The 21,007-nt window shown below is 51.6% G+C and carries 22 protein-coding genes; 6 read left to right on the top strand and 16 right to left on the bottom strand.

What is annotated here, in order from left to right; genetic code table 11:
- Positions 1-5 precede the first annotated feature (5 nt).
- Positions 6-1,460, top strand: coding sequence for a putative sulfate exporter family transporter (locus tag BUA28_RS01510; RefSeq protein WP_256598195.1), 1,455 nt, complete (start codon positions 6-8; stop codon positions 1,458-1,460).
- A gap of 69 nt (positions 1,461-1,529) precedes the next feature.
- Here the strand turns inward: BUA28_RS01510 and BUA28_RS01505 are convergent, their stop codons facing one another.
- Both BUA28_RS01505 and BUA28_RS01500 read right to left on the bottom strand, forming a co-directional pair.
- The gene (locus tag BUA28_RS01505) at positions 1,530-2,120 is read right to left on the bottom strand and encodes an RES family NAD+ phosphorylase (protein ID WP_072766369.1); all 591 of its coding nucleotides are present in this window, start codon (positions 2,118-2,120) and stop codon (positions 1,530-1,532) included.
- Positions 2,120-2,773, bottom strand: coding sequence for a hypothetical protein (locus tag BUA28_RS01500; protein WP_072766368.1), 654 nt, complete (start codon positions 2,771-2,773; stop codon positions 2,120-2,122). Before BUA28_RS01500 ends, BUA28_RS01505 begins: the two co-directional genes overlap by 1 nt.
- A gap of 216 nt (positions 2,774-2,989) precedes the next feature.
- Here BUA28_RS01500 and BUA28_RS01495 point away from each other — a divergent pair, with 216 nt between their 5' ends.
- Positions 2,990-3,304 (top strand): hypothetical protein, encoded by a 315-nt coding sequence (locus BUA28_RS01495; RefSeq protein WP_072766367.1) that lies wholly within the window; start codon positions 2,990-2,992, stop codon positions 3,302-3,304.
- A 197-nt stretch (positions 3,305-3,501) separates the two neighbouring features.
- Here BUA28_RS01495 and BUA28_RS01490 read toward each other — a convergent pair whose 3' ends face one another.
- From BUA28_RS01490 to BUA28_RS01475, 4 genes are all read right to left on the bottom strand, one after another.
- Positions 3,502-4,359, bottom strand: a complete 858-nt coding sequence (locus BUA28_RS01490; protein WP_072766366.1) for a PA4780 family RIO1-like protein kinase — start codon at positions 4,357-4,359, stop codon at positions 3,502-3,504.
- A 186-nt stretch (positions 4,360-4,545) separates the two neighbouring features.
- On the bottom strand, positions 4,546-5,019 hold the full coding sequence (locus tag BUA28_RS01485; protein WP_072766365.1) for a putative molybdenum carrier protein: 474 nt from the start codon (positions 5,017-5,019) through the stop codon (positions 4,546-4,548).
- A 6-nt stretch (positions 5,020-5,025) separates the two neighbouring features.
- Positions 5,026-5,247 (bottom strand): hypothetical protein, encoded by a 222-nt coding sequence (locus BUA28_RS01480; RefSeq protein WP_072766364.1) that lies wholly within the window; start codon positions 5,245-5,247, stop codon positions 5,026-5,028.
- Positions 5,244-5,513 carry a helix-turn-helix domain-containing protein gene (locus tag BUA28_RS01475; protein ID WP_072766363.1) on the bottom strand — a complete coding sequence of 90 codons (270 nt, stop codon included), beginning with the start codon at positions 5,511-5,513 and terminating at the stop codon, positions 5,244-5,246. The genes BUA28_RS01480 and BUA28_RS01475 overlap by 4 nt, the downstream gene beginning before the upstream one ends.
- A gap of 871 nt (positions 5,514-6,384) precedes the next feature.
- Here BUA28_RS01475 and BUA28_RS01465 point away from each other — a divergent pair.
- From BUA28_RS01465 to BUA28_RS01445, 4 genes are all read left to right on the top strand, one after another.
- Positions 6,385-6,732 (top strand): hypothetical protein, encoded by a 348-nt coding sequence (locus BUA28_RS01465; protein WP_143148407.1) that lies wholly within the window; start codon positions 6,385-6,387, stop codon positions 6,730-6,732.
- Between the two features lie 92 nt (positions 6,733-6,824).
- Positions 6,825-7,085 (top strand): hypothetical protein, encoded by a 261-nt coding sequence (locus BUA28_RS01460; protein ID WP_072766360.1) that lies wholly within the window; start codon positions 6,825-6,827, stop codon positions 7,083-7,085.
- A 395-nt stretch (positions 7,086-7,480) separates the two neighbouring features.
- Positions 7,481-9,034 carry a hypothetical protein gene (locus tag BUA28_RS01450; protein ID WP_072766358.1) on the top strand — a complete coding sequence of 518 codons (1,554 nt, stop codon included), beginning with the start codon at positions 7,481-7,483 and terminating at the stop codon, positions 9,032-9,034.
- A 270-nt stretch (positions 9,035-9,304) separates the two neighbouring features.
- A complete protein-coding gene (locus BUA28_RS01445; RefSeq protein WP_072766357.1) occupies positions 9,305-10,237 on the top strand; it encodes a YihY/virulence factor BrkB family protein in 933 nt (310 codons plus the stop codon).
- 4 nt (positions 10,238-10,241) lie between these two features.
- Here the strand turns inward: BUA28_RS01445 and BUA28_RS01440 are convergent, their stop codons facing one another.
- The 10 genes from BUA28_RS01440 to BUA28_RS01400 all read right to left on the bottom strand — a co-directional run bounded on the left by BUA28_RS01440 (position 10,242) and on the right by BUA28_RS01400 (position 20,974).
- Positions 10,242-11,384 carry a glycosyltransferase gene (locus BUA28_RS01440; RefSeq protein WP_072766356.1) on the bottom strand — a complete coding sequence of 381 codons (1,143 nt, stop codon included), beginning with the start codon at positions 11,382-11,384 and terminating at the stop codon, positions 10,242-10,244.
- Between the two features lies 1 nt (position 11,385).
- On the bottom strand, positions 11,386-12,189 hold the full coding sequence (locus tag BUA28_RS01435; protein WP_072766355.1) for an amidohydrolase family protein: 804 nt from the start codon (positions 12,187-12,189) through the stop codon (positions 11,386-11,388).
- Positions 12,190-12,208: 19 nt separating this feature from the next.
- Entirely contained in the window at positions 12,209-14,851 is a 2,643-nt protein-coding gene (locus tag BUA28_RS01430) for an NAD(P)-binding protein (RefSeq protein WP_072766354.1), read from the bottom strand.
- Between the two features lie 628 nt (positions 14,852-15,479).
- A complete protein-coding gene (locus BUA28_RS01425) occupies positions 15,480-16,640 on the bottom strand; it encodes a zinc-dependent alcohol dehydrogenase (RefSeq protein ID WP_072766353.1) in 1,161 nt (386 codons plus the stop codon).
- Between the two features lie 73 nt (positions 16,641-16,713).
- A complete protein-coding gene (locus BUA28_RS15425) occupies positions 16,714-17,067 on the bottom strand; it encodes a hypothetical protein (RefSeq protein WP_143021629.1) in 354 nt (117 codons plus the stop codon).
- 168 nt (positions 17,068-17,235) lie between these two features.
- Positions 17,236-18,039, bottom strand: coding sequence for an inositol monophosphatase family protein (locus tag BUA28_RS01420; protein WP_072766352.1), 804 nt, complete (start codon positions 18,037-18,039; stop codon positions 17,236-17,238).
- Positions 17,975-18,901, bottom strand: coding sequence for a CHAD domain-containing protein (locus tag BUA28_RS01415; protein ID WP_072766351.1), 927 nt, complete (start codon positions 18,899-18,901; stop codon positions 17,975-17,977). Before BUA28_RS01415 ends, BUA28_RS01420 begins: the two co-directional genes overlap by 65 nt.
- Positions 18,898-19,440, bottom strand: coding sequence for an inorganic diphosphatase (locus BUA28_RS01410; protein ID WP_072766659.1), 543 nt, complete (start codon positions 19,438-19,440; stop codon positions 18,898-18,900). Before BUA28_RS01410 ends, BUA28_RS01415 begins: the two co-directional genes overlap by 4 nt.
- A gap of 84 nt (positions 19,441-19,524) precedes the next feature.
- A complete protein-coding gene (locus BUA28_RS01405; protein ID WP_072766350.1) occupies positions 19,525-20,058 on the bottom strand; it encodes a DUF421 domain-containing protein in 534 nt (177 codons plus the stop codon).
- Between the two features lie 415 nt (positions 20,059-20,473).
- The gene (locus BUA28_RS01400) at positions 20,474-20,974 is read right to left on the bottom strand and encodes a hypothetical protein (protein ID WP_072766349.1); all 501 of its coding nucleotides are present in this window, start codon (positions 20,972-20,974) and stop codon (positions 20,474-20,476) included.
- Positions 20,975-21,007: the final 33 nt, after the last annotated feature.

Genomic DNA, 21,007 nt, shown 5'->3' with positions numbered 1-21,007 from the left:
GTGAAATGAACAGAAAGTGGTATTCCGGCATGGCGAGAACAGAAGACTGGTGGGCGGTCTGGCTGGGGCTCACCATGTTCCTCGCAAGCGTCAGTTCGCTCTGGGGATTGGATCTAACCGGCTGGATGGCGAAACCCAACACCTGGGTATGGGGAGAATTTTCTCTTGAGGGTGTATTGAAACCCAGCGGCAAGCTGGGCTGGCATCCGACACTTTCATGGCTGGTAACCTATCTGGTATTTACCACGCTGACTTGTGTGGCGGCATGGGCGATGAAATTCGATCTAAAACGGTTCCTGGCGGGATGGACCGTGCTTTTTGTAATGACCTGGATAATATGGATCATTGGACAGGAAGCACATTTCAAGGTGTCTGTTAATGAGTTCGCCAAATTTGGCTTATCCTGGGGATTGTCGCTTGGAGGTGGATTCTCTTACCTGCTGGCCCTCTTGATTGGGCTGATTATCGGAAATTTTTTCAAGGGCACTGCCGGGTTTCTCAGCGAAGCAGCGAAACCTGAATGGTTTATCAAAACAGCAATCGTGTTCCTGGGTATAAAAATTGGTGTCATGTCCATCGAGGCGGCCGGTTTCATTACCGAACTGGTCATGACCGGTGTTGCCGCAACCTTTGTTGCATATATGTTGTTCTGGCCCATTGTGTATGCTCTCGGCCGCAGGGTGTTCCGTCTATCACGCGATGCTTCGGCTGTGCTCGCTTCCGGTATTTCCATTTGCGGCGTATCGGCCGCCATTGCCACCGCCGGTGCCATTCGCGCCCGCCCGGTCATTCCAGTCGTCGTCTCGATACTGGTGGTAATCTTCGCCATGTTCGAGCTCATCATACTGCCCGGTTTTTATACCGCAATAGCCCCGAACCAGCCGATCGTTAATGGTTCTGCTCTGGGGTTGACGGTCAAAACTGACGGCGCGGATGCAGCCGCCGGAGCGATGCTCGATGAATTAATGCGGGCAAACGCCGAGGCTAATCTGGGTGTGAGATGGAAGGAAGGCTGGATTTTAATGGCTTCGCTGACCACTAAAATCTGGATCGATATGTTTATTGGCGTTTGGGCTTTTGTATTGGCGCTTGTATGGGTATACAAGGTGGAGCGTCAACCTGGGCAATCCAAAATCGGACTCATGGAAATCTGGCACCGATTTCCTAAATTCGTATTGGGCTACCTTCTGGTGTGGTTTTCATATATCGCCATTGCTTCCAGCGGGCCGGAAATTGCCAAAACTTTGCATGAAGCTGCGACCCCGGTGGAAGGGTCCATGCGTACCATGATGTTCATGCTGACTTTCCTCAGCATTGGTGTCATAACCGATTTCAGCAAACTCAGGGGAATGGGCAAACTGGCACTCCTTTATGCAATTGCCTTGTTCGGGATCATTGCGCCGATTGCTTATGGCGTTGCCTGGATATTTCATCGCGGCATGATGCCGCCTACTCTTTAACAATGCTGCAGAGAGTGGGATCTATCGCCATTTTTTTTCAAGTGACTGGTTGGCTGACGCAAGAATAGGTCAGATAAGAATGAAAGGAACGGTGTTGCGAATTGCATCACCAAGTTCCTTCGCATTTAATAATGCAACCGGCGTACTGCTTGGGAATATCCGGACATGCGGTTTGGCGCGCTCAAATAATACCATCGCCAAAGCATCATCATCGAAACGCGAACGGTATACCATTCCATGCGGCTCACTCGCGTGGTCATGGATTGCTTTCGCTAACGCCTGCGGGTAGGTGTAATCGCCGCCCGCAAGCTCTGCCAGGTTAAGCCGAAGTGTTTGAGCCCCGTCACCATGAATGGCAACGAGCCTTAACTTGAGGGTGTCCAGTAGCAACTGTACCGCCGATCGGTTGTTGTAGTCAGCGGAGGGGATCTTTAGATCGGGACGGTCGCGAATAATCGTCTCAAAAAAACAGGTTTTAAAGTTGCGGGCACAGTAAAGGGTGCCGAAGCTTTGATCCGGCGAATCAAAACGATAAGTACCTGCCGCACGAAAACCAGGTTCGCTGCTCGAATACAAGGTTTTACAGATCCGAAAAAAAACCGCCTCTGTAAAAGTGTGTAGCGGCAATGTGGCAGGAAAAGAAGCTGGCAGGCCCTTCATCAATCCGCTTCCGCCGCCAAAAGGCGAGCCACTCGCGTCACCTCGTCCAGCTTGCCTTCGCGAAGCAAATTCAACGGTGCTTCACCTTTCAGTAAAGGCTCCGGTTGCTTGAAAAACAGATATTGCGCCCAGGGATCAAAAGAGGACAGTGCTTTCAAGACATAGGGCATGGCAGGGATAAGCGCATCTTCAAACTGCCACGAAGGATACCGATAGCCGCGCTTCCCTGCCTCAAGCGCTAAAGCCCGCCCTGATTTCCGACGGTTGTTAAGGGCTTCACGGCTCATGCTCATCCGGCTCGCTGCTTCATCAGACGTCAGCATTTCATCGCTGGACCAGGTTTCCTGCTTGAAACGACTGCCTTCCCTTTCGGCAGTAGCAACACCTCCACCTACGGGCCGGAGTGTTGTCCAGTCAATCGGGGCGCCGGACTCCGACGTATGTGTCTGACGACTGGGTAACGAAAACTTTTCGGTGGCGGCGGCTCCTGTACGTTGAAGCGTGTCAGCCACGACCTCCTGAACTATTTCATTGACCAGGTTAACCATGTGATCATTCAACGCGCGCGAGAATTTGGTCGCTTCTTTCGGAAACAAATCATTCACTATCTCATCGAGACTTTCCTGTCCTTGTTGCATGGTTTTGGTTGGCATGTTGATTTCCTCCTGACGAAGTACAAGTTTACACCGCTGATCAAGTTCGTCAAGTTCGTCAAGAGTTTTCAATTGCTCTTGGCAATTGTGCCGCCACAATCCTCTATCGTGCGGTAGCGTACCGATAACACCGAGGGGTGTGTGTATCGTTTCTACAGAAGCATGTTGAAGCTCATACTTTTATCGACCACCACAACTACCTCTTGGGAGATTGAAATGAAAAAACTTATATCAACCGTTATTCTCACCGCCTTCACGGCTGTTTGCAGCTTCAGCGCAGTCGCTGGATCGGATGGATCAGACAAGAACAAGGACACAAAATCTTATCAAGATACAAAATCTTCTCAAGATACAAAATCTTCTCAAGATACAAAATCTTCTCAAGATAAGAAGGATGGAGACAAGTATGGGAAGCAGCCAAGCTCAACCTCTGAGGTCATGAAAGAACAGTTTCCCAAGGATTTATCGCCGGGAGAGAAATACGAATACAGGGATCAGGAAGTAATGGACAAGAAGCCATATAAGAAATAATAGTGTCTACGGTTTCTTGATGAGTTTTTAAGATCGGGAATCGTCAAGGGAACCTTCGGGGGGCGAGCGTAACCCATCAGGCGGGAGCGGGTGAGTCCAGTCTCGACATTCGGCTCACATTCCCGATGCGGTTCCCTGCTGACCAGCTTGGTCGCATGCGCCACAACCCTTGGAAAAAAACCAAGGGAAGGTCGTCACTATTTCGACATTGCCCTCTCTTGCAGAAACCGAAGCCGCGTCTCCTCTTCTTTTTTTACCTGCTCGATCTCTCGCAAGACATCGCGAACGTCTGCCTGCCGGTTATCAACCTCTATACGGCCAGTGAGGGGCGTATCAGGGCGAAGCAACCCGGACTGATACAGGGCCCAGATTTCCTTGCCGTACTGGGTAGTGGCAAGCTGGGGCGCAAAGGTGCTAAAAAATGTCGTCAGGTTGGCGACGTCACGCTCGAGCATCGCGCTGGCGTTATTGTTACCTGCCGCGTCGACAGCCTGAGGCAAATCGATAATGACGAGCCCGCCGCTGTCGACCAGGATATTATATTCAGACAGGTCACCATGAATGACTCCCGCGCACAGCATGAGGACAACCTGGTGAAGCAGTTTTGCATAATAGTCCAGCGCCAGCTCTTCATTGAGCTCCACATCGTGGAGCCGGGGTGCTGCATTGCCCTCCGCATCCATCACCAGTTCCATTAGCAGCACGCCTTCGAAACAGCCATAAGGTTGCGGCACCCGCACCCCGGCGGCGCCAAGACGATATAGCGCATCGACCTCGGCGTTTTGCCACACTTCTTCCTGCATCTTACGCCCGTACCGCGAACCTTTCTCCATGGCGCGCGCCTGCCGGCTATTTTTTACCTTACGGCCTTCCTTGTAGGAAGCGGCTTGTCGAAAGCTGCGTTGATGCGCTTCCTTATATACCTTCGCACAGCGAGTATCGCCACCGCACTTGACCACGTAGATGATGGCCTCTTTGCCGCTCATGAGCTGGCGGACTACCATGTCCACCAGCCCCTCTTCAACGAGTGGCTTGATTCTGTTCGGGGTCTTCATAGGTCTGCTGGCTCGGTTGGAGAAAGGTAATACCGTACGCGTCGAGGGTCGAAGGTTATAACAAGAAACAGGCCGCATTTCTTCCACGTCTCATGCCGGCACGAGTGAAACCGCGGCTTATTTCCTTATTATCCCAAATGCGAAATAAAAAACCCCAATTATTTGATGGTCATCTTTGGTGCGATGTCATAAGAACGTTTTTTTAGATGATTTGGCTAACATTTCATCCAGCACTTCATGAACAAAATATTCAATTCCTGCTGCACCTGAACTACGCGGTCCTGCCACATTCAGTATTGCAATCGAGTTTGTTTCGAAGAAAATCCTGATCCATTCAGGCCACTCATTGCAGCGAAAAACATGCAAGCAAGGCCGACTGATTTTCTGAGCCCATTCCTGTGTAAACCGTGATCCGCCAGTGAGTTCCGCCGCTGGCGTGATGATCAGCGTGGCATCGCTGTCGCGCACGTTCCATTTTGTACGCTGCCGGTAGTCGCGCTGCGGCGTTTCGTGCAGGCAATACAAATTGGGGATCACCCCGTCTTCTGCGCGCCGCCCAGCCGGGCACCAGCCGCCCTGTTGGATATTGTTCGCTATAGCCCAATCCAGCGCGGCGCGGTCGGCGCCCGTCTGCCCGCCGGATATGATTCTCTGAATCAATGCACTTCAGCTCGTCTTGAGCTTAACCGAAAAATTCGCAATTCCAATCTTGAAGAGCAATTTAGCCGCTGAATCAAGTGTCCTGAATTCGCGGGTTTCACGCTTTCCTGTTTCCAGGGGTTTGCCATCAATCACAACCATATAACCATCGGACATGATGGCGTAATGTACCTGCACCTGTTTTACCGCGTTAGCGTCAAGCAGAAGTTTTACTTCACGCTCCATCATGCTTTATCTCCTGTCGATAACGCAGCAGCAGGGGCATGTGCGACCCAAGTCTCAAACAAGTCTTTCTGCTCGGTCATCATGAGCAAATCCCCTGGTTTCACTTGTAAAAATCTGCAAAGCTTTTCCAACACCACGCGATCAAAGCTGTTTACGCGGTCATAGTAGTACCTGTCCAGCGTGGCTCGGGCAATACCCGTTGCGCGGCAAACATCGGCGACTTTGAGTCGCTTGGCTCCAAGAATGGCGGATAGTCGGCAGCTAATCATTTGGGAGGCATTATTAATCGAGGTCGATCAAATAATATCACCACTTGATCAACAGTGCTCGCTCAAACCTCGTTTATTAAGCTGAGTAGGAAAAGTCAAGCATGGACTCAGCGGTAAACACGGGTACTTATCCATGGAAGCAGCTTAAATTTCTTACGGATGGCTGCGTATCGGTTATCGGTCCTACTTACACTTCGTGAAATGCCGCCTATGCTTCATGCCTGGCCACGAGTTTTTACTCTCGCGTCCGACGCCCTGCATGGATAGGCGGCTATTCTTCGCGCTCCCCATTCGAATAGTCCACTTGGCCTATTGCATGGCCTGGGCCTGGAAGCCTATGTTGCACAAATGGGAATCATGAATAACCGGTAAATTAAGGGGACGATAATGAACACTCGAGATGTAACACACGTCTACTTTCGATCTCCCAAACTCCATTACTCCTGATTTTGAACCCACTGAAAATCTTCCTGTTCCTCCTTCCTGCTCTGGCGGGTTGCGCTTCGACAGCGGACGATCACGAACCTGTCAGGATAGAAAATGGTTCAAGTGTTTATTCCCTTACAAGCTTATACGACGGCAGCCCGGAATCAAGGCAAAGGGCTGCCGAATGGCTGGATATCGATGCCAAAAATCTGTGCATGTCTGAATATACGCTTCTTTCTGAGGAATCGATTCCCACCTTCAATCGGATGGGTGCGGTGATATCCTCGCGTCTGGTGTGGGAAATAAAATGCCAGGGCACCGGAGGGGAGCCGCCGCCAGGTTAAGGCCGCCCCTTGCTTCTCCCGTGCGGTAGCGCACTGAATGCGCGGATTAACATGACGTATCGTTGGTACACAGCAATATTGCTGGCGAGATCAAGGAGCAAGTGATGAATTATCTTTCAACATCGGAAAAGGGGGCGGCGCATTCTTTGTCTTCCGTCGGGGTGGCACTAAGTATCGCCGGGTTGGTGCTGGCGTTTTTTGCATCGAATTTGGTTCATGCCCAGCAAGGGCCCATGGACAGCCCCGTGCCTGGGCAATCTGCGGGTGATCAATACAAGCGCGGCGAAACGCCTACAGGGCAGGAATACGGTGTTATCAAAAAAGGCGAGCCCCATAAAAGTGACGCGGCAACAAAAAAAGGGGATCGCAAAGGAAGCAGGGACGAAATGAAAAACGAGCCCAAATCCAGCACGGATTCAACCGTTGATCGAGATAAAAGGGAGTATTAAGAAGGCGCTGCCCCCGACCGCCTCGGCCATTATTAATCGCCTGGCCGTTATACACCTGAAGCTTCAAGGTCAAAATACAAGGAGATATAAAAATGATAAAAACTATTTCCGCCTCCATTATTACCTGTTTCATAGCTGTTTCCAGCTTTGGTGTTGCGGCGGGAGAAAAAGCGCCGGTTTCGGACAAAGATCGTGAGATTCACGAGCAGGTACCGGGCAAGCTGGATGGTAAGAGTCCAAAAAAAATGGATAATGAATATCGCGACAAAGCTGGCCCCGGCTTAAAAAAAGATCGTGAGATCAGGCTTGCGGAAGTACCTGCCAGCGTCAGGCTTGGACAAGGGTTGGGCTGAAGTACAAATGTGATCTATGAAAATTGCCGCTGGCATATAGCTTCATGCAAATGCTATCTGTGTCATCTGGTTTTCTTTTTTTGAAAATAAAACCCGGAAGGCCGATTATCATCTAATTCGCATAACGGGGGGTAACCCGTGCGTCGCGTTGGCTTTGTGAGCTAAACACCACTTAATTTTTTTTAACGCCTTCTTGAAACCTCTCGGAACCTTTCCGAAGAATATGACAACGGCAGTATGCAATGGAGATTGCCCGTAATCAAAGATTTGCTGCATAACGTCTTGCAAAAAGCTCCTGTGGACGGACGAGGGGCGATAAGGATGGAGTTGGACAAGGATAAAATCATGCAATAATAATTGCCTTGTTTCCCCCGGCCTTAGGCCCGTCGACATCAATGTTCAGCAAGCATCAAGGAAACACGCTCAAAACACTTCAAGCATCGTCAATACTGGTTCTTTCCAGCGCTGTTGTACTTGCTCTCTTTTTATGGCAAGGGCATAAGGGCTTCAGCCTGTGGGACGAGGGTTATCTCTGGTACGGCGCGCAGCGCGTGATGCTGGGCGAAGTACCAATCCGGGATTTCATGTCCTACGATCCGGGCCGTTATTACTGGTCTGCCTCGCTCATGAGCTTGTGGGGCGACAACGGCATTATGGCTTTGCGTGGCGCGGTGGCGGTTTTTCAAGTGATTGGACTATTCGCCGGCTTGCTTCTGATTGCTCGAAGTACTAAAAGCCAGAGCTTGGTCTACCTGTTGCTTGCGGCCGGTACGCTTGCGCTATGGATGTTTCCGCGCCATAAGCTGTTCGATATTTCACTGTCCATTCTGCTGATCGGTGGGTTGACCTTCCTGATTCGCAATCCAACCAGCATGCGTTATTTTTTTGCTGGCGCATGTGTAGGCCTGGTAGCTGTTTTTGGCCGCAATCATGGCGTATATGGTGTCATGGGTAGTCTTGGCGTCATGACCTGGCTAACAATCAGGCAAGTGGATCAGCCAGGATTTATCCAGGGGTTTTTGCTCTGGGCTGCGGGCGTAATCGTTGGCTTTGCCCCCGTGCTTCTCATGGTGTGGCTAGTGCCGGGTTTTGCGATCGCCTTTTGGAAAAGCATCCTCTTCCTGTTCGAAGTCAAGGCCACTAATCTTCCTTTGCCTATTCCCTGGCCGTGGACAGCGCAATTCGGCTCAGCATCTGTCGGCGAAGCGATTCGTGGAGTACTGGTCGGCCTTTTTTTTATCGGGGCAATCACATTTGGTGTCATTACAATCGCATGGGTGACCTGGCAAAAATTCAGTCAAAATGCGGTTGCGCCAGTGCTGGTTGCAACCGCATTTCTGGCGCTGCCTTACGCGCATTATGCTTATTCCCGCGCTGATGTCGGTCATCTCGCACAGGGCATTTTTCCATTATTGGTGGGCTGTCTGGCGCTGCTGGCCGCGCAACCCGCCAGGATCAAGTGGCCTGGGGTATTCTTGCTGTGCGGGGCAAGTCTATGGGTGATGCTTGTCTTTCATCCAGGCTGGCAATGTGACACCAGCAAGCACTGCGTGAATATCGAAGTTTCCGGCAGCGAGCTGAACGTTACTCCAGATATAGCGGGCGATGTCCGCCTGCTTCGAAAGCTGGCTGATGAATATGCGCCACATGATCGAAGCTTTGTTGCCACCCCTTTTTGGCCCGGAGCCTATCCACTGCTGGAAAGAAAATCTCCCACGTGGGAGATCTATGCGCTGTTTCCGCGAAATGAAGTTTATCAACAGCTGGAGATCGAACGCATCCGCGCCGCTGACCCCGGCTTTATTTTGATATACGATCTGCCGCTCGATGGGCGAGAGGAGTTGCGTTTCCGTAATACACATCCGCTAATCCACCAGTACATCCTGGATAACTTCCAGCTGTTGCCCGGCTCGCCGGATCCCGCCTACCAGATTTATAAATCGGCGTAATCAGACCTGAAGGCGAAAGCTGTTGCTCTTCGGTTGGCGGAACCCCACGCATTGATCCAGAGCCATCAGAAATCCGTTCCGCGACCCGAAGCGGTCTGTGCAATGCCGTACATATCGATTGCGCCGTTTCCGCTATGGTGATTGGGTAAGCCGTATACTTTTGTGCGAGGAGGTGACCCTTTACAGGTTCTTTTCCCCGATGGGCGTACGTAGAATCATCGCGTTTCTCCCCGTGCATCGGAGGGCGGCCAAGAGGAAGAGGATGACGTCGTGAATATCAAGCAAGCATGGAATTTGGTCAGCGCTTCTTTTTCATCATGGCTCGATGATTATGCGCCGAGCATGGGCGCTGCATTGGCTTACTACACCATGTTTTCGATAGCGCCGCTGCTGCTGATCGTGATTTCAACCGCGGGGCTTGTCTTCGGCGAAGATGCGGTGCGCGGCGAAATTTTTGGTCAACTACGGGGTTTGATGGGCGAGCAGGGAGCCGAGGCCGTGCAGAGCCTGCTTAAAAGTGTCAGCAAGCCGGAAGAGGGCGCGGCTGGGACGATTATTGGAATAGTACTGCTCGTAATCGGCGCGACAACCGTGTTCGGCGAATTACAGGACGCATTCGATCGTATCTGGCGCGCACCCGGAAAAGATAAGAAAGGAGGTATATGGGCGTTGATCAGGTCGCGTTTGTTGTCTTTTGGCGTTGTACTTGGAATCGGTTTTTTACTGATGGTTTCGCTTGTGTTCAGCGCCGCGGTGGCGGCATTGGGAAAGTGGTGGGGACCTTTATTTTCCGATCTCGAAATGCTGGCGACCGTGGTAAATTTTATTTTCAGCCTGGCTGTTACGATCGTAGCGTTCGCGATGCTTTACAAATTTATGCCAAAGGTCAAAATACACTGGCGGGATGTTTGGGCAGGGGCAACCGTGACGGCGCTGCTGTTTACCGTGGGCAAGCTATTGATCGGTCTCTATATCGGGAAAAGCGCCATTAGCTCAGGATTTGGCGCTGCGGGGTCGCTCGTGGTTGTGCTGGTGTGGGTTTATTACTCGGCTCAGATTTTTCTACTCGGGGTTGAGTTCACCTGGATATATTCTCATACTCACGGATCACGAAAAAACCGGCTACTCTCTAATGCTGGCGCTGAAGTTGCGCCGCACAGAAGCAATTCCATGGAAAACCAGGATAACCGGCTATATCGGTAAATGTTCAGTACTGCCCGATGCTGCGCTCGCCCTGATATCCGATTTGGGTAAGAGAACTTAATAGCTCGGAGGTTTGGCCGACGCTGTTGGTGAGTTCAAAATTCGCTTCAGTCCGTTTTCGGGCTGCCTTTCCCATTTCTATCCGCGCGGATTCATCCGACATCATGGTTACGATATTATTTGCCATGCCGTTCAGGTCGCCAACGCCGTTCAGCAATCCGGTGCGCCCTACCTCGACAATGTCGATTACGCCACCGACATTTGTTGCGATTACCGGCAGCCCCGATGCCATTGCTTCTATTATGGCAAGAGGCATCGCTTCGGAATAAGAAGTCGAAACCACAAGATCGAGAGAGGAATAAACCTGAGGCATATCACTTTGAAGGCCGGCCATGTGAACATAACCATTCAGACCCATATTATCGATGTCATCCTTCAGTTTCTGCCGCATGGGCCCATCGCCCACGAGCACAAAATGATATTTTTCACATTTCTTATGGACCATGCTGGCAACTTGTACAAATACTTCCGGACCTTTTTCATGTGACAAGCGCCCTATAAATCCAATGAGTGGGGTTGCAGGGGAAACATTAATAATGGAATGGAGATAATCCGTCTTGGCCATAGGATGGAAAATTTCCGTATCAACTCCATTTGCAATAAACCGCAATTTACTCGCCGGAACGCCGAGGTTCAATGCATGAAAATAGGCCGATTTCGCAACTACGCAGATATGGGTTTGCATCAGCTTATGCACTTCAAAATCACGTATATGCAGATAGCGGCCATGAATTGTTGCCAATGCTGGCCTCTCGGTTATCCTGCCCAGGATACCTGCGAGCAAATGCGCATTGGGAAGGTGCGCATGTATGACGTCTATGGCCTCGGCGCGTATCAGGCTAACCCCAAGCTGGAGGGATTGCCACTCAGGCTCATCAGTCATGGGCGTCGTATGGACACTGCAACCAATATCGCGCAGTTGAGCGGTAAAGCGGCTCTCGGCTATACACAAGCAAGTGACATGAAATGCATCGCCGGGCAAACGCTGTAGCAGCCGCAGGACGTAATTTTCCATTCCGCCGACGATGGAGCCTCCAATAATCTGGAGCAGGTTAATCGGCCGTTCCGTAGTGGATATTATTTTCATGTCAATTTATCCCCAGCCAGGCGGCCGCTGTCCCCCCCATAATTCGTTGGCGGCTGCGTTTGTCTATATCGAGGCGCTCCAGCAAGTCTGAAACGTCACTGATGCGGCTTTTAATCAACTCGCCGCTACATGGCAAAAATACATCGCTGCCGAATTGCAACAATTCGGGTGTCAGGACCGCGATTGCCTTTCTCAGCACTTCCAGACGGTAAACCGGAGGCGCACCAAATGAAACGTCGAAGCGAAACTGGCTGTTATCAGGTGGCACGCCATTAATAAGATCAATCAAACCGACAGCATTTGCCTCATCGGACCATGGCCATCCGAGGTGAGCCAGGGTAACGCGTAAATCCGGATGATCCCGTACAGCTTCATAAAACGCGGGGCGGCAGAAACGGCCGGATTTTCCATCAATGAAAATTCCGCTATGAAACAGGATCGGTATTTTCAGGCGGGATGCCGCTTCATAAATGCGATGTGCGCAATCATCATAGGGGTACCAGCCCGCAGGAACCATTTTTAGACCGGTAAGGCCAAGGTCATGCGCATGGCGCAAATCTTCAGATGCATTGTCGAGCGAAGGATTGACCACTGCGAATCCGATCAATCTGTCCCTGTGGTGGGCGATGAGCCGGGCGAGATACTGGTTGGCGGACCGTAGCGTGGTCCTGTCATGCAGCGAATAATTTCCGCTTAAAAATGGCGCAAGTAAAATTGCCTTGTCGACTGCCGCCGCATCCAGGGCCTGTAGAACATCGTCTACCTGTTCTTCGCCAGAACAATGGATGTGGGCGTCTATTATCATGTTTAAAAATAAGTCACGGCTATTCCGCCACGCAAATTTTCTCTATGGGTCTCAGTTGCTTGACTGACTCCGCCGCTTTTTTTCCCGCCAGAAAAGCGTGATCGGAGTTGTAATATTCCCACTCGCTGTAGCGGCCAGCGAGGATAATATCGTGTTCCGAAAGCCATCCCTTGATCGTTTCAACGTTTTGTTTTCTGACGTGATCATATACGACGTAAGCATATGGCATATCAATCGTGTTTGCAGTCACCAGTTTATCGCCGCGAGTCAATATTCCGACGTTGATGCAATCCTCTACGCACCGGTCGATCAGCGCCTGCCCCTCTACTGGAAGCGGTTTGGCTGGCGAGTAGGATATTTCGCATGTAAGGCCGAATCCGCCCGGTGGATTGCAACCGGGGCTTGCATTACCCTGAAGAAAAATACGGTGGAAAATCGTATCTTCAGGATAGTAAATCCAGTGTTTGTCGGTAATGTTTTCGCGACCAATGCCGAGATTGACGCAGCGTACCGATACATGGCGCAACGCAGCCGCAGCGTCTCTGACCCGTGGAGGCGCGTCGTCGCCTATACGGTGGATGAGCTCAGGCAACGGCATGGTACTGATCAGATTCTCATATCGATAACGCCGCCCATCGCCGAGCGTAATCAAATGCTGATCCGGTGATATGTGAACGACATCGGCATTGAGTTCAATGGCGCCTTTAATATGGGGAATAAATCCGGACATCATTGCTTGAAAACCTCCGCGCAACGGGTAGCCGAAGCGTGCATTGGGCCCCATCGGCTTGGCGACAGGACGCAGGGCCCCTTCAATTATTTCTTCCAGATCCGGCAAGGGAACGCGGCCTCCAAGCCATGACGTTTCCATTTCCGCCAAAGGCACCGTCCAAAGCTTTTTGTTGTAGGGGATGGCAAAATGTTTCGCTATACCCGAGCCCCACATCCGGTAAATGAAATCCTCGAAATTTTCCGATCTGTTTCTTGTCACGGCCGCTTCATCAGATGACGACGTTGTGCCAGCTTCAAGCGTAGTTCCGTCAGCGCAACAGTCGGATAGCACTGCGGCTGCGCCATCTACCGCTTGGCAAGCGCTCGTTACCGGTTTGGATCCAGAATTCTTCAAGGCACCATAGCGTGATTCGATTGCCCCAACAATACAGTCTTTGATTACAGCGGGCGGCAGGCCGTGCAGGGCGCCCTGGAAGGGATAACGGGTATGGACACCTTTGCTGTAGACCCAGGCTTCACGATTCTGCCAGTGGACGTTGTTGCCAAGTAAAATCTTGTAGAGCTGGTGGACATAGGCATCGTTCGAAAACATGATGTGTCCAGCGTGATCAAAGGTAAAGCCTTTGTCCTCGATCGACCGGCACCATCCTCCGACTATCGGGTTCTTGTCCAGCAACAGGGTCTCTTCGTCAAGGTGATAGGCAGCGCTCAGTCCGGTGGGGCCCGCACCGATAATGACGCATTTTTTGTTTTCCGCCAACGCTGGCTGAACAATGTGGCGAATAGGCATATTCAGCTCTACCTGTGACCGTGCGATGCCCATCGACTCTTCTTTCTGTGCACTCGCGAGTTGCATCAGCTCGTGCATTTTTTCCGCTGTCCTATTCCAGGACGTTGCCGAAACCATTTCCCTCATCCTGACAACTGTTCTTTTATGCTCTTCGGGCGTGGTCAGTAACGCATTCTCACAGGCTTTGATAAAGGCCAGCGGCGTTTCCGCGATTGTTACAACCTCTCCATAAAGCGCCACAACGTCAGTGACCGCCGTGCTCACTATAGGCAGTTCGGCTGTCATGTACTCGAGCGTTTTCGTGGGGCTTATAAAACGGGTCGATTCGTTCAGTGCAAACGGTAGTAGACAGACATTCCAGCCAGCCAGAAAATGTGGCAGCACTTTGTACGATTGCTGCCCCAAATAATGGATATTATGACGACGTGGTAGCGTGGATGGATCTATTTTTACGATCGGTCCGACAAGAATGATGTGCCACTGTGGATGTGCATCAGCAACTCGCCCGATGAGTTCTGTATCGAGACGCTCGTCTATTACCCCATAATAGCCCAGCCTTGGCCCGGGTATATCCTCGTGTGCGGGGTGTGCATTGCTACGGTCGCGTGCCTGTTCAAAGTGCGCCGTATCGACACTGCTCGGGAAGCAGTGGACGTTTTTGTGACGCTCCCGCTTTGCACGATGAAGGCTGGGACCTCCGGTGAAAACAATGTCGGCCACTTTCAGCAATGCATTCTCGCGCTGAAGCATCTGCTTGGGAGGATTCTTGAAAGCGGCGAGCTCATCCATGCAGTCGTAAATCACCAGGGAGGGGTTTAACTCCTGCAATAACGGCAACGCCATAGGAGTGTAGAACCATGCCATATGTTCTTCATCGATACCGACCGACTGGCGCATCAGCTTGATCAGGTGCGGCAATTGCTCGTCATGAAAGCCGGGCGCCGCAACCGGCGTGTGAGGTTTGAGTACGGTTACGTTCGGGCTGGGCATGGATGTTTCGAGGAAACTGTCATGCTCATGAAAAATCGGCTCTTCAATGAAGACAATTTTGTAATTTTCCGCCAGTCTGGACAGGAGATGCTGTGGCCGTTGGTATACAAAATCCCAGCGGAGGTGGGAAAAAACAATAATGGTCGTCATTGCGGCTCCTTGGTCGTCAGGTGGGGTTTGAGTTGGAAAATGATGCGGGAAGACGCATGTAATCGAAGCGCCTTCGCGGTATGTGCGCGCGATTCGATTGATGAAAAATCGACGTGCCCATCTTTCTCTACAGCTCGCCAATCGACGCTCTCGCGCACAATCCCGATCTCAAAATCCGCAAGCAGTAAATAGTTGTCATATGCGAGTTTCGGATGCTGCGTCGAGTTATTAATGACAAAGACAGACCTGTGCCGTTGACGTGATCCGCACCCTCATAGCCTGCCTGCCAATAGGATTGAAATATGCGGTTATTTATCATCGTCTTTCACACCATGCATATAAGATCCATCGGTCGATGTTTGTCACGCCATGCCTGAAGTCGCCTGAATCCACCTGAAGCCGATTATTGCCATTGCTCATGCTGATATCCGATCATGCGCTGGGGCTGGACAGGGGCGATGCTGTCATGATCGAGGTTTTTATAGACGACCACTGTGCGATAACGTACATTCTTCTCAACTCAGGCATTTATAGGTTGTGGCCCAACCTTGCCCCTTATGTGAGCACAGCCGTGCACGTGCGAACTGCATGGCAACACCTGCCAATTTCCTTTAAGTCTGACAGGGTGCTAGGGTGTAAGAACAACTTTGCGGCAGTCGTCCTCTTTCTTGTCGAAAATCTTATAGGCAGCGGCGGCTTGAGCAAGGGGCATACGGTGACTGATGATGGCATCAGGGTGTAATTTTCCCGATTCGATGTGGTCTAGCAGTTCGGGCAGAAAACGCTGCACATGAGTCTGGCCCATCTTGAATATCAAGCCTTTTTCAAAAGCGTCGCCAAACAGGAATCCATGTATGAAGCCCGCATAAACCCCGGGCACGCTGACCGTACCTCCACGGCGTACGGCAGCAATACATTGACGTAGTGCGACTCCACTGCTGCCCTCAAGCTTGAGATTGGTCATGACGGTTTCCAGCGCGCTGCCTTTCGCTTCAAAACCGATGGCGTCGATAGCAGCATCGACACCCCTGAATGAGGTATTGTCGATAATAACTTCAGCAGGATCGACCTCATCAAAATTGATGGGAAAAATGCCATATGTTTCGCGGGCAAATTCGAGCCGGTACGGATGATGGTCGATCATAAAAATTTTTTCCGCACCCAACATGCGAGCGCAGGCGGCTGCCATCAACCCGACAGGGCCGGCGCCAAAGATAGCAACACTTGATCCAGGACCGATACCGGCATTAAGTACGGCTTGATAACCGGTCGGCAGAATATCGCTCAAGAATAGGACTTGTTCGTCAGCTAGCGTTTGGGGAACCTTGATCGGGCCGACGTTGGCCTTTGGCACGCGCACATATTCCGCCTGACCGCCAGGGACGCCTCCGTACAGATGAGTATAGCCAAAGAGCGCCGCGCCTGAGCGCACGTTCTTTTTGTTCATGATTGCGCCGCGATCCGGATTCGTTGTCTCGCATGCTGAAAATAACTGCTTTTCGCAAAAGAAACATTCGCCACAGGCAATGACAAACGGCACAACTACCCGGTCACCCTTCTGTAGCACGGTCACCTCGGATCCGGCATCGACAACTACCCCCATAAATTCGTGGCCCAGGATATCGCCATCCTTGAGCTCGGGCATTTTCCCTCGATATAGATGTAAATCCGAGCCGCAGATCGCGGTAGCCGTAATTTTGAGAACGACGTCGTCCGGTTCCTGGAGTATCGGATCAGGTACGGTATCCACCCGAACGTCGTAACTTCCGTGATAGGTAAGCGCATGCATCCGAGTTCTCCTTCCTGGCGTTTTTCGGGAAAAAAACCGGGTGACCGGTTAGTAGGGCTCCGGCAGGCGAACCCTATTTGATCACGGGAGCGCCGGGTGGGACCCTTGAGGCTTCTTCCGGGCTTATTCTTCCGTCACGATCTATGTCGGCGGCGTCTCTATTTGCCCGATTCAATTTATCCTTTACTGGGTCAGTGCCCGTAATTATTCTGGAGTCCGGTTGGCTCCCTGATACGGGTGGATATGGAGTGGGGACACCCTGTCCCGGAACTGGCTGTCCGATAATATTGCTGTTTTGTCCGGGCGGCTGCCCAACGATGGAGCCCCCGGGTCCCGGTGTAACCTGAGCATAAGCCAACCCCGACACGAGGAAAAACGCACCTGCGAGTATCGAGGGGGGAGTTGTAAATAGTGAATAGCGTTTCATGATTGCTCCTGATTTTAGCGAAATGGCAAAATGGCAAAACGGCGATAAGACGTTACGCCGGAGCTTCCTTGTTTTCGGTGCGGCATCGCACTTAGGAAGTACATGAACGTTGGGGAGGCGGTGGGAGGAAATGATCCTATAGGGAACGAGAAACGAGTTTCCCGGATATTACAGGCGCATCAGCGAGTCGATGGCTGCATCCAATAGCGGTTTGCTCGCTGCTGCAACGATGCGTCCATCTGAATTCAGACCAGGCTGGCGACCTTTCCAATCGGTTATCCATCCGCCGGCGCCTTCTACAATCGGGACAACGGGTAAGTAGTCATAGGGTTGAAGACCCGTTTCCACAATCAGATCACAATACCCCGAAGCCAGCAGCCCGTACGCATAGCAATCGCAGGTGGGGTGCGCGATTGCAACATGTCTGCTTAGCGTATCAACGGCATTTCGTTCATCGGGGCAGGTAAAATGTGGCGAGGGCGTGGCGTACAGTCGTGCCCGCTCAATAAGGTGACAACCGCTGACTGTGGCCGAACAGACATTGAGCCTGTTGTTGAATCTTGTAAATTGGCCGTCTCCTGCCCATTGTTCTCCCATCGCCGGGACATCGATCAGCCCGATAACAGTTTCGTCTTCATGCATCAGGCCAATGAGCGTGCCGAAAAGAGGGTTTCCCATGACGAAACTTTTTGTGCCGTCGATAGGATCGAGAATCCAACTGTAATTGCTGCCTCGCACCTTCCCGTATTCTTCGCCGATAATGGCATGATGTGGATATCGCTGGTGAATCACCTGGCGAAGGGCGCTTTCGATTTCGTGATCCGCCGCTGTGACCGGGCTCCTGTCGGCCTTGCACATAATGTCCAGAGGCGCGCGAAAATACCGAAGCGCGATTGGACGCGCGATGTCAGCCAGAAGTTGAGCGAACGCCAACGCCTGTTTGCTTTGTAAATCGTCTGGGTTTCTCGTCATAGAGCTTCTTTCCCAATCTGAACGCGCGTTTTTGCAGTTTCACGCGGCGAGGTTCTATGAGCGCGTCCAATTTCTTTATCACATCGCCATCAATCGCGGCGTAGGCGCCGCGTGCGGTTTCCTGTGCCAGCATAGCGAACTCGTGATCGTCCCCTAGATAGTCAGCAAGCCGGTCGGCCCGCTTCAGGATTTTTACCATCGTGCCTCTTTTCCGGTCTTTTTTGGCGGAATGAAGCCCATCCATCGCGTTAAGTAGATACTTGACTTGCTTTCGCCATTCATGAAGCGCTTCTGTAGTGGGGACGATTTTCGCTTCAGCATAGGCTTTGCGACCCTTGCGATAGATGCGCCGCAATCCCGGGTCAATGGTCGAGGAATTGATAGACGAGAAATCCCCCTGTTTTGCCAGGTCGAGGCTATCCTCAAGTTGACGTATGCAGTTTCCCAAATCGGCTGATTTACCCTGGGGATGGAGGTGGCGTCGCGCCTTTGCCAGGTTCCCATGTAATATTTTTTGGAGTGGAGCAAGCTCAACCCCTTGCAATTCGTCGATATATCGAGCATGGAGTGAATCAAATGCCTTGATCAATGATCTGGCATCACGCAACGGGGATAGAAAACGCCCTGCATCCCGCAGGCCGGCGTTTTCCGCCTGGTAAGTCGGTTTGCTCATTCCGTCCTGCAGCAGCCGAAGATCGGCCCGTGCCTTTTTCAAGGCTTTCCGTGCGTCGTGAATGGCTTCGTCCGAGATCGGCTGTGGTGCTTGCAGGCGCTCCAGCGCTTCGCCGACCGACGTACGCAGCAGTTTTTCGGCCGGATGCCCCGCTGTCTCGGACTGGATGGACCGATTTGCGGATTTCATTGTTTCTGCTCGCGCTTGTAACGCTGCTCGGCGTTGGCCAACGTTTCTTCTGCCACTTTCGGACCCCCGCGTTTAATGGGCTTGTATTCACGCCCCTGCACACGGTTATACGATATAAAAAAATGCTCTATTTCAGTTATCCAGCCGCTGGGTAAATCATCAATGTGCTCAAACAGGGGGGGATTTGCCGGAGTGACCGGCACGGCGAGGAGCCGATCATTGCGTATCGTTTTATTTTTCTCCGTCTGCTCACCGGATATCGTGCCGATCAGTTTGCCTGTCAGGAGGCATCCCGGAAAGCTTGGAGCGTCGCCGATCACAAGCACGTCGAGCGCGTCGCCATCTTCTGCGCTTGTCATTGGAATGGAGCCAAAATCAAAAGGGAAAGAGGCGCCAATTGGGAGAATTCGGCTCAAGCGGAAGCACCGCGTTTTCTCGTCATACTTGAATTTGTTGCGGCTGCCTTTCGGCGTATCGACAATGATGTTGACAAGGCCTGACTCGGTTCTTGGCTTCAGGGTAAACAGAGAGTCATTCATGTGATGCTCCTTTCCCATTTGATTTTCAAGATGAATCCGTCATACACCTGAACATGCTTGACCGTAGGACGTAGCTTGCTTCTGCTAAGTAACTTTTTTTCCCGCTGAACTACCGGGGACCGGCTGCGCTTCCTGGTTTTCGTGCCGTAACACGCTGATTTCACCATCCTCTTCAAGACAAGCGATTTTTATTTCATCGAGGTTCTCGATGCCTTGTTCGCGCAGTTTAGATTGTAATTCTTCCACCGTAATCAGCTCCTGCCGCATGGCTTTACGCTGCATTTTGCCATTTCTGATGACAGCGAGCGGAGGCGGCTGGATCAGACGCCGCAAGCCGGGGAAATGAAAGCTTATCCAGTCGAGGACATAATTCCAGCCGGCAAGGGTGGCAACTAGGATACAGCCATCGGTAATCGAGTCATAACCGCCGGACATGCCATTACTGGCGGCATCCGCGATAAGGACAAGCAGCATCACATCCGTTATGGCAATAGCGCCGATATCGCGGCGCAGCAAGAATCTGAACAGAAAAAAAATGAACCAATAGATGACGGTCCCGCGTACAAAGATTTCGACCGGATTTACTGAGAAGCCAAAGAGTTCAGACCAATCGACCATTTAGATTAACGGAAGGATTACCGGCACGCTTGCCGTCAATACTTTAGTCCCCTGAAGATTTTGAAAAAAAATTGCGTTTATTATTGTTCACCAGCAAGCAGTCGCTCCACCGCTTCCTGCGCTCCGATAGCGCCTGACCGAACCTGTTTCATCCGTTTGATGCTGCTCTTGAACGATAGGACTTCGACAAAAATTCCTCAGTACGATAACGCACATTCTGCATGCTTATCTTCAGGTAGAGTGGAATGGATGAGGGATGAGCTAATGTAGCGTTGCAATACACACAGCTGTGAGTGCCGACGTTCCAGATCGTGATGGCAGCCGAAGCGGAATTCGGAGCTGAAAGCCGTAAATGGACGTTATTTGAGCTCAGCCCGCTCAACTGGCGTGTCGGAAACGAGCTTTTTTGGGAAGCTCAGCGGTGTTTGTCGGACGACTTGTAATGGCCTACTAAAGCTGTCGCGGCCAATTCGAGCGCGAAAGTTCCGTAAACCATGAGCAAGGAGCGCTGTGATAGCCGGTGCTCAAACCCGGGCGTAAGCCGTTTGGGCGTAAAGTGAAAGTCGACCGCGTAAGCCGCGGCGGCAGTTATGACAGCGGGCGCCAGTGCACCTGCGACCCTTTCGGCCGGGCCCATTCGCTGACGCAGCTTTTCATACCAGAGGGCCCAAAAGACCGATGCTGCATGATGTATTGCATAGCCCACGATTGTGTATCGCAGACTAAAGCGGTCCTGGTAGGGCGCGTGTCTTCCCCATATCCACTGGCTCGGGCCATTGATAGGAGCAGCCGTTTTGCCTAATTCAGCCTTGCCAAGAATTGAAAGTGCAATGGTTGATGCAATGCTCGCGATGGTGCCGGAAACCAGGCCTTCACGAATTGATTGACCCCAGTTTCTTTTTGTAGATCGATCCATGGCTGAAACTATACTTTATTTCGTTTTCGTTAT

The organism is Nitrosospira sp. Nsp11, assembly GCF_900142705.1.
GTDB lineage: Bacteria > Pseudomonadota > Gammaproteobacteria > Burkholderiales > Nitrosomonadaceae > Nitrosospira.
The sequence above is the reverse complement of the archived record's forward strand: the minus strand, read 5'-3'. Positions and strand labels throughout refer to the sequence as shown.